This window comes from Microcoleus sp. S13_B4, assembly GCF_036700885.1.
In the GTDB taxonomy this organism is placed as follows: domain Bacteria; phylum Cyanobacteriota; class Cyanobacteriia; order Cyanobacteriales; family Microcoleaceae; genus Microcoleus.
Window position 1 is genome coordinate 1 of record NZ_JAUBPU010000106.1, and the last position, 9,108, is coordinate 9,108.

General features: G+C 43.2%; 8 protein-coding genes and 1 pseudogene. 7 read left to right on the plus strand and 2 right to left on the minus strand.

Annotation, left to right across the window (positions count from 1 at the left end; genetic code table 11):
- Window positions 1-223 precede the first annotated feature (223 nt).
- Entirely contained in the window at window positions 224-934 is a 711-nt protein-coding gene (locus QT994_RS26915) for a hypothetical protein (protein WP_333180074.1), read from the plus strand.
- A 39-nt stretch (window positions 935-973) separates the two neighbouring features.
- Here QT994_RS26915 and QT994_RS26920 read toward each other — a convergent pair whose 3' ends face one another.
- Complete coding sequence (locus tag QT994_RS26920) at window positions 974-1,675, minus strand: CatB-related O-acetyltransferase (protein WP_333180076.1); 702 nt, start codon at window positions 1,673-1,675, stop codon at window positions 974-976.
- 13 nt (window positions 1,676-1,688) lie between these two features.
- Window positions 1,689-2,582, minus strand: a complete 894-nt coding sequence (locus QT994_RS26925; protein WP_333180077.1) for a glycosyltransferase family 2 protein — start codon at window positions 2,580-2,582, stop codon at window positions 1,689-1,691.
- Window positions 2,583-3,024: 442 nt separating this feature from the next.
- Between QT994_RS26925 and QT994_RS26930 the strand changes: the two genes are divergently transcribed.
- The 6 genes and pseudogenes from QT994_RS26930 to QT994_RS26955 form a co-directional block, all read left to right on the plus strand.
- Window positions 3,025-3,933: a glycosyltransferase family 2 protein gene (locus tag QT994_RS26930; protein WP_333180080.1), complete on the plus strand. Its 909-nt coding sequence runs from the start codon at window positions 3,025-3,027 to the stop codon at window positions 3,931-3,933.
- A gap of 1 nt (window position 3,934) precedes the next feature.
- Window positions 3,935-5,095: a glycosyltransferase family 4 protein gene (locus tag QT994_RS26935; RefSeq protein ID WP_333180083.1), complete on the plus strand. Its 1,161-nt coding sequence runs from the start codon at window positions 3,935-3,937 to the stop codon at window positions 5,093-5,095.
- 122 nt (window positions 5,096-5,217) lie between these two features.
- Window positions 5,218-6,444 carry a glycosyltransferase family 4 protein gene (locus tag QT994_RS26940; protein WP_333180086.1) on the plus strand — a complete coding sequence of 409 codons (1,227 nt, stop codon included), beginning with the start codon at window positions 5,218-5,220 and terminating at the stop codon, window positions 6,442-6,444.
- Window positions 6,445-6,506: 62 nt separating this feature from the next.
- Complete coding sequence (locus QT994_RS26945; protein WP_333180088.1) at window positions 6,507-7,589, plus strand: NAD-dependent epimerase/dehydratase family protein; 1,083 nt, start codon at window positions 6,507-6,509, stop codon at window positions 7,587-7,589.
- A 78-nt stretch (window positions 7,590-7,667) separates the two neighbouring features.
- Entirely contained in the window at window positions 7,668-8,513 is an 846-nt protein-coding gene (locus tag QT994_RS26950; RefSeq protein WP_333180090.1) for a WecB/TagA/CpsF family glycosyltransferase, read from the plus strand.
- Between the two features lie 404 nt (window positions 8,514-8,917).
- A pseudogene (locus QT994_RS26955) lies at window positions 8,918-9,016 on the plus strand (IS630 transposase-related protein); the annotation flags it as partial.
- Window positions 9,017-9,108: the final 92 nt, after the last annotated feature.

A 9,108-nucleotide genomic window follows, 5' to 3' on the forward strand; every position in this document is an offset into this window, starting at 1 on the left:
TTGGCGCACTTGATGATGTCTGCTTTCGCGATAAATTCGGTTTAGCAATTTTAAAGAAAGTGGATTGATATCTCGAAGTAAAAACATATAAAACCTCTTTGAACACAACTTGATATTTTTAATTATATCATATTAGTTGTTTGTGTAATTAATCTTGTGAGACTACTTAGTTCCTAAGTTTTTAAGGTGGATGGTTCCCGATAGAGTTGCTGAAGTCTGGACAGTGCCTATTTCTTTAAAAGATGGTCGAAATTACTATCCCAGCTTCGCTGAGTTTGTTGAGAAAGAAACCAAACGCTTTGAAGAAATTTATGTCAGTGAAGCTTATTCTCATCCAAGTCGGTTTGACATCACGCGGTTTAGTCGAGTACCCAAACACAACTTTGAGGAGAAAGAAATAAAGATTACTTTTATTTGGCGGGAAGATCGTCTGTTAGTTAACCGTTTGCTCTTGCGAGGTCTTAGAAAGCTGAATCAAGGAGAAATGGCACTGCCATTGCAAAATTTGAAAATTCAGCAGTTATTTGAGAAGATCAAGTTGCAAGTACCCGAAGCAAAATTTGCAGTGGCTGGTCTGGGTACACAAACTAAGTTCCCAGAATGGATTGAAGATTACAGGGTGGATAGTTTTAATGAAAAAATTGAAAAGGAGATTTGCCACCTTTATTCAGAGAGCCGCTTAATAATTGGTCTTCACGGCTCCAATATGCTGCTACCGTCTGCTCATGCTGGTATGACAATTGATTTGATAGATGAACGGTGGCGAAACTTTGCCCAAGATATTTTATACCAAGAAAGCGACCCGAGAATGGCTACTTTTCGCTATAGATTTTTGCCGTATCAGACTAGCAATGATACACTGGCCTTCATAGCGGCTGTGATGGTTCTGAATTGGTCTAAGTTTAAATCCCAGATGACTGCTGATATTATATAACCTGGGGCTAATTAGACATACTACCGAACCCGCGCTCGTTCAACTATTTTGCGTGTTATAAATATGGATAAAGTCGTCAATGTTGTGAAAATCTTTGACATTTTTTCTCAACCATTTTTCATCATTGTCCCACCACTTAAACTTCAGCAGAAAATCAATCTTTTGTTCATCAAACCTATAGCGAATAAGTTTTGCCGGAATTCCTCCATATATAGCATAAGGTGGCACATCTTTTGTGACAACGGCTCCGGCTGCGATAATGGCTCCATCACCAATAGTTACACCATCTACAACAATAACATTTGAGCCAATCCAAACATCATTGCCGATATGGACATTTTTTTCCTCTTCCTCAAAATATTTTTGGTCTACAAAAGTTGTCCCTACTAGCATCTTTGGCGAATAAAATATCGGATGGCTGGAAACAAAATTTCCCACAGGATGTAAGCCTAAGCGAATGATGCAGTTTGGCCCTATCGAACAAAAATTGCCGACAACACCATTGAAAATTCGCGTATTATCGCGCACATAAGTGTAAGAACCAATGACAGAACCTTCTATGGCTACACGACTAGACACACTAACATTGTGACTGATAGTTGAATTTGTAACCAAAGCCATATAGTCTTGATAAAAATTATTATATTTAAACTTGTTTTTCCACCAATTGACTAAAAATCGCAGATATTCAGTGATTGGATTTTTGATTATAGAACGGAGAAATGTTGAGATTTTAGACATGGTTACTAATTACTTAGTGAAGGTTAAATATTGTGTTCCCACATAACTTATTTAATTTTTTCTTAATGCGCCGGATTAATGGGGGATGATAATCATAAAATGTATCTTGAGTGAATTGATCGGCTACAAAATTTCGGATCGCGTGGTTTGGATGTCTTAAAGGAAAGGCGATTGCTTCCGTTGGCATATTACTATATATACTATCTTCTCCTGAAGTATGGGTGGCTTGACTGCCAAACCCAATATTAGAAATTAAATTTTTCTCTGGAATAATAGCAAGTCCATTTTCAACCCAACAAGTAAAAAGCCATCTAAAAAACCAATTGTTGACAGTTCCATCATAGGAAACTTGAAAAGCACTATCCCAAACTTTTACAGATTGAGGATTAGCTAATAAATTTTCGAGAAAGCCTGCTTCCCGAAGTTGAGGCCATAACTTCATGTCAACATCATAGTATTGCCATGCTCGGCGCCAAGTCGCCCATCCCCAACAGTTACTAAAACGCGAAAAATAGTAACTGTCTTCTGTTCTTTTTCTCCCAAATTGTAAATTTACGCCAGCGATTGACATAATCCGTTTGTCATCTCGATAATGCTCTAATAACTGCTCACAAAAAGGGAAGAATGTTGGGTCTGGCAAACAATCATCTTCGAGAATAATTGCTTCCTCTACGGTATTAAATACCCAGTCGAAACCGCTAGAAATGCGATCCCTGCAACCTAAATTAATCTCTGAATAATTTTTCAGAACTTCACAGTCCCAATCGACGCGATCGATAATTGCACGTACAGCGACGCACTTTTCAGCTTCCCCAGGTTTGTTGGCACGAGGGCCGTCAGCAATTACTAACAGCTTAGGGGGTTTAACTTGTCGAATCGCCTCGAAGACTTTTTCAGTAGTATCCACTCGATTGAAAACCACAAAAACAAGGGGAGTTTTTGTCTGATAATGTGGCATTTAAACTGTTGCACTCCAACGATTATAATTATTCTTGCTTAGGAGAACTCATCAATATTATGAATGTGCTAGGAACCTTGCAGGCTTGGCCTGTTAACTTAAGTTCTAAATTCCAATTTATCACCAAAAAGTTCGCCGGTCAACTATAATACAGCAATAGTTTACCCAGACCGACTTCTAGGACTGACGCTCTTAAACTCTCAAACCTTGATACCCCGACCCCATTGCCCAAGTGGGGAACTCTTAAACCCCCCTTGTGAAAGGGCTGTAGCGACTGCGTAAGCCCTAATTTCATTTTTGTAGCGACGGTTGCAACCGCCGAGCGAGTGGTAAAATAAAACACTGTTACTTTTAGCCTTACCTATCGTTAAAAGCAGCCAAATTGGGAATAATGAACCGTACTAAGATCGCCGCCCTTTTAACTTGCTTCAACCGCCAACAGAAAACATTAGCTTGCTTAGAGGCACTTTTTAACCAGGCCCTTCCCGCCAATGTAGATATTTCTACCTATGTAGTCGATGATGCCAGCACCGACGGTACCAGCGATGCAGTCCGTCAAACCTATCCTCAAGTCAAAATTTTTTCCGGCGATGGGAACCTATTTTGGAATGGGGGAATGCGTCGCGCTTTTAGCGAAGCAATGAAAGACGATCCCGACTACTACCTCTGGTTAAATGATGACACTATTATTTATCAAGAAACAGTAAGGGTCTTGCTACAAACAAGTCACAATTTATCAGAAAAAGGAGAAACAAAAGCAATCGTTGGCGGTTCTACCTGCGATCTCGAAACAGGTCAAACAACATACGGTGGTGTCGTGCGAAATAATCCTTTGCACCCCTTCCGATATGGTGTTCTCGAACCGAGCAAAGACCCTCAGAGATGCGATACGATGCACGGCAACTGCGTATTAATTCCTCGCAGTGTTGTGCAAATTGTCGGCAACCTCGATCCGGCTTTTGTCCATTATATTGGTGATTGGGATTATGGTTTACGAGCCCGACAGAAAGGATGTACAGTTTGGATTGCTCCCGGCTATTTAGGCACTTGTTCCCTCAACCCCCAGGTGACAAAAACGGCTGCTGAGAATTTAAGCGAAGGATTGGACAAAATGAGCAAACCGAAAGGTCTATCCTTCAAAGATACTACCCTGCAACCGGCTCAAGAGTGGAAAGTATTTACTCAGCGGCATGGTGGCTTGTTGTGGCCAATTTATTGGCTGCTACCTTATCGAAGGTTAGTTTGGCTTTCAGTGTTGAGTAAACTGGGATTGACTAAAAACAAAACTCAAGGTGAATAGGATGGTTGATAGAAATGAACTCCGCATTGCTTGGCTGGTTCCAGAAGTGGGACTGGGAGCGTACTGGCAGCCTGTTTTGAGAGAATTTACGAAGGTTTTTAAGAATACTGTATTTTATACGGGTGGGGTTTGGCCGGGGTTCGATCCAAAAATGCCTGGTTCGTCGGCAATTCAGTTAGTAGGAAAGACGAGTTTTGTAGAGACGACAAAGATAGATACAGGCTACGATCGCGGATTTATCGTAGTATCACCTAGTATTATCGGCTATCTGCTCGATTTTCGTCCTCAAGTCGTATTTCCCCAAGCTTTCTCTTTGTGGACTGTGATTGTAGCACTTCTAAAACCTCTGATGCGGTGGAAAATTGCGATTATTTATGATGGTAGTTCCCCCAATACAGATTTTCGAGATTCCAGTTTTCGGACTTTTGTTCGCCGGATACTTGTGCGGTTTGCTGATGCTTTTATTTCTAACAGTAATGCGGGCAAGCAATATTTGATAGAAGCGCTTAATGTACCCGAGGATAAAATTTTTACCCGAACCTATCTTGTCCCCGATGCGGGAGCTTTAATGAAACGGCTGGAGGGCACTGAGTCGCCGAATTTGGAGTTGAAACGCCCAATTTTTCTGTATGTGGGGCGTATCACATCAAGAAAGGGAATTAAGACGCTTTTAGAAGCTTGCGCTATTCTTAAAAGTCAAGGTTATGTTGATTATTCGCTGTTGATTGTTGGCAAGGGAGATCAGCGGGAAGAACTGGAAAATTTTATTAAAGAGCGCAATTTTGAAGATCAGGTAACTTGGGCCGGATGGGTGGAATATGGAAGTTTGGGTACTTACTTTCAGCAAGCTGATGTTTTTGTATTTCCTACTTTTGAAGATGTCTGGGGAATGGTGGTACCGGAGGCGATGGTTTTTGCCAAACCTATACTATGCTCCAATGGTGCCGCTGCTTGTGAGTTGATTGCTGAAGGGGAAAATGGTTATATTTTCGATCCTCACGAGCCCTCATGTTTAGCTGAAGCGATGCGGCGCTTTCTAGACAATCCAGATTTGATTAAGTCAATGGGAGAGCGCTCACGCGAACTAATTGCTCAAAAAACTCCCGAAACAGCCGCCCAAGCTTATGTGGAAGTAACATCCTTTTTAACGCTTAGTAGTTAGTGGTTAAGCTGTTGTGGATAGTAGCAAAAAACAGCGTTTTTAAGTAAAAATAACTACTAACAACAAATTAACGGCTTACGACTAATTACTAACCACTAACCACTAACCACTACAAATTGCCGATGAAAATTCTTTTATCTGCCTTTGCCTGCGAACCCGGACAAGGATCTGAGGAAGGAGTGGGCTGGAATGCGGTGGTAGAAGCCACCAAGCATCAAGAAGTTTGGGTACTAACTCGCACCTTTTACCGTACCGCTATTGAAGCCTACCTCGCCACGTACCCCAACCCTAAGCTGCACTTTGTCTACATTGAGCCTTTCGGCTGGAGCGAAAACTTTAAAGGTAGACAGGGAGGGCTGCAATTGCACTATTACCTGTGGCAAATTTTGGCTTACTTAGAAGCGCGCCAGCTCCACCGCCAAATTAATTTCGACATCGCCCGCCACGTTACCTACGTTAAATTTTGGTCGCCCAGCTTCATCTCGCTGCTGCCAATTCCTTTTATTTGGGGGCCTGTGGGCGGTGGCGAAGCAGCCCCTAAACCTTTTTGGGAAGATTTTAGCTTTAAGGCAAAACTTTACGAAACAGCGCGAGACTGGGGGCAGCGCCTGGGTGAGAGAGATCCCTTTGCCAGGATGACGGCTCGCAGAAGCGTCTTAGCTTTGGCGACAACGGAGGACACGGCGAAGCGGGTGCGGGCGATGGGGGCTAAAAAAGTGCAGGTGCTTTCCGAGGCGTGTCTGTCGAAGGAAGAGATGGCGCGGCTGGGAGAGTGCCAGATGCCAGGGCTTTCCCCGATCAGGTTCATCAGTATGGGGCGGCTGCTGCACTGGAAAGGCTATCACCTTGCGTTGCGGGCTTTTGCCCAAGCTAACTTGCCGAATGCCGAATATTGGCTGCTGGGGGATGGCCCGGAACGCGATCTCCTTCAATCTCTAGCGGAAGAATTGGGCGTTTCCTCTCAAGTTAAGTTCTGGGGGAGGCTGCCGCGCGAGGAAACTTTGGATAAGCTAGGGGAGTCTCATGTACTTATCCACCCTAGCTTGCACGATTCAGGTGGCTGGACTTGCTTGGAGGGGATGGCGGCGGCGCGTCCCATCATCTGCTTGGATCTGGGAGGGCCTGCTACTCAAGTGACGGCCCAAACGGGGGTAAAAGTACCTGGTTACAATCCAGAACAGGCAGTGCAGGGTCTAGCTGAGGCGATCGCTCATTTAGCGGGCGATGCCGAGTTGCGATCGCGCTTGGGTGAAGCAGGTCGCAATCACGTCAGGGAAGTATATGATTGGGATGTTAACGGTGAATTCTTTGCTCAATTGTGCGAAGATATAGTCTATCGAAAATCATGATAACTTCTGATTTGTTCGATCGGACCCAACAAAGAAAACTATATTTTTTAAGGCGGTGAAACGTGGGCGTTGCAATCATTACTGGCTCGGCAGGTTTAATTGGCTCTGAGGCGTGTAAGTTCTTTGCCAAACAAGGCTTAGATATAGTTGGCATCGACAATAATATGCGCGAGTTCTTTTTTGGTGCTGATGGTTCTACAAGCTGGAACCGCCAACTGCTCGAAAACTCCTTGGGTACCAAGTATGATCACTTAGATGTGGACATTCGCGACTCTGAAGCCATTATCCATATTTTTAAGCGGTACGGCGAGTCGGTCGAGTTAGTAATTCACACAGCAGCCCAACCGAGCCACGATTGGGCTGCCCGCGATCCTCAAATAGATTTTACCGTCAACGCTAACGGTACTCTCAATCTTTTAGAAGCAACTCGCTTGTACAGTCCTAAAGCGGTGTTCATTTTCACTTCTACCAATAAAGTATACGGCGATACACCCAACAAATTGCCTTTAATTGAATTAGAACACAGGTGGGAAATTGAACCAGGCCATACTTACGAAACCGGCATTAGGGAAGATATGTCAATCGACCAATGCCTGCACAGTTTGTTTGGTGCTTCTAAGGTAGCTGCTGACGTTTTAGTTCAAGAATACGGTCGATATTTTAATATGAACACCGCTTGTTTTCGTGGTGGCTGCCTGACAGGACCCAATCACTCGGGAGCTCAATTGCACGGCTTCCTCGCCTACTTGATGAAGTGCGCCGTGACGGGAACTCCTTACACCGTGTTTGGCTACAAAGGCAAGCAAGTCCGCGATAACATTCATAGTGCTGATTTAATTGCGGCTTTTTATGAATTTTATAAAGCTCCCAGAAGTGGCGAAGTTTATAATACAGGAGGAGGCAGGTACAGCAACTGTTCGATGTTAGAAGCCATTCAGATGTCGGAGGAAATTGCAGAACGCAAATTCAATTTGACTTATGCTGAAGGGAATCGCATTGGCGATCACATTTGGTGGATTAGCGACAATTCAAAATTTGCCAGTCACTATCCAGACTGGAAAATGAAATATAATGTTAAACAAATCCTACAGGAGATTTATGAGTGTAACCGTGAGCGTTGGCTGAAAGAAGGCTCCGATGATTGAGCTGAGAAAAAAGAATGTGCTGGGAATTGGGGTAAAGGATGGAATACAAAGTTAAACAAATCCTACAGGAGATTTTTTATGAGTGTAACCGCGAGCGTTGACTTAAAGAGGTATTCCATGATTGATAAAGGAAAAAAGAATGTACTCGGCATTTTAGTTAATGCCGTTAATTATGAAGCGGCTGTTAGCAAAATTATTGCGGCAGCCAGCGCCGGAAAACCTATGTCAGTTTCAGCTCTAGCGGTTCACGGGGTAATGACTGGGGTTCTCGACAGCACTCATCGCTATCGTCTCAATCACATTGACTTAGTATTGCCAGACGGACAGCCGGTCAGGTGGGCGTTAAATTTGCTCTACCATACGGCATTGCCCGATCGAGTTTGCGGGCCGAATGCGATGTTACAAATCTGCGAACGTGCGGCAGAAGAAGGATTATCTATCTATTTGTACGGCTCTCAAGCTTCTGTACTTGAAACTTTATCTCGCAATCTTTGCCAGCGTTTTCCCAAGTTAATTATTGCTGGAACTCAGCCTTCTAAATTTAGGCAAGTTTCGCCCCAAGAGAAACAAGAAATTGCACAGCAAATTCGCAACAGCGGTGCAGCAATTACTTTTGTCGGTTTGGGGTGTCCCCGGCAAGAAGTCTGGGCTTACGAATACCGGGACGACTTATCAATGCCGTTGATAGCTGTAGGTGCTGCTTACGATTTTCATGCGGGTAATTTGGCTAAATCTCCTGACTTTTTATCTAAAATAGGTTTGGAATGGCTGTTTCGGATGATGAAGGAACCTCGGCGCCTTTGGCAGCGGTATGTTTTTTTGAATCCGCTTTATATCTGGCTGTTTTTGCTACAAGCTTTGAAAATTAAACACTTCGACCCCACAGACGCCACGCCGCCTGTAGAAGAAGTATTATATGGTTGAAATTTAAAAGTATCTTGTGAATTATGGATGCTCACAAGAAAAAAGTAAAAAAGCAAACACATCGTAACTAATCGTTTTGAGGTGCAACTGGGATCGCATATTCAAGAAAACTTATATCAAATCCGGTGGCATCGGAATTATAGTGGGATGTCTTAAGCTCGCTACCCAAATCGCGAGCTCTTAAGCTCCCACTGACATGATCCAAATATATTATTCCGACGCCACTGCAAACGATATTACGCAAGAAAGGAATTTTTACATTATGTATGTGGTAAGGTGCGGACTTCACGGGGTGACAACCCCGTCAGAACATAGATATAGTCATTTCAAATAAGTATGAGAATATTAAAAAATGACGTAAAAGGAATAAAAATAGTTAACCAGTTAGGAAAAGGTCTTACAGCATAGATTTGAGAAAAAGAGTCGTGGCCTATGTAGAAAATGGCGGTCGTATCGCCCAAGCGGCTGTCCTATTTAAGGTAGGAAGAACAACGATATATCGGCATTACTCACAAGCTATACCATTTTTTTAAAGATGTGATAGAGATAAAGAATGTAAAATCCAAGACCATCCGGTGAGAAAACCAATGACACG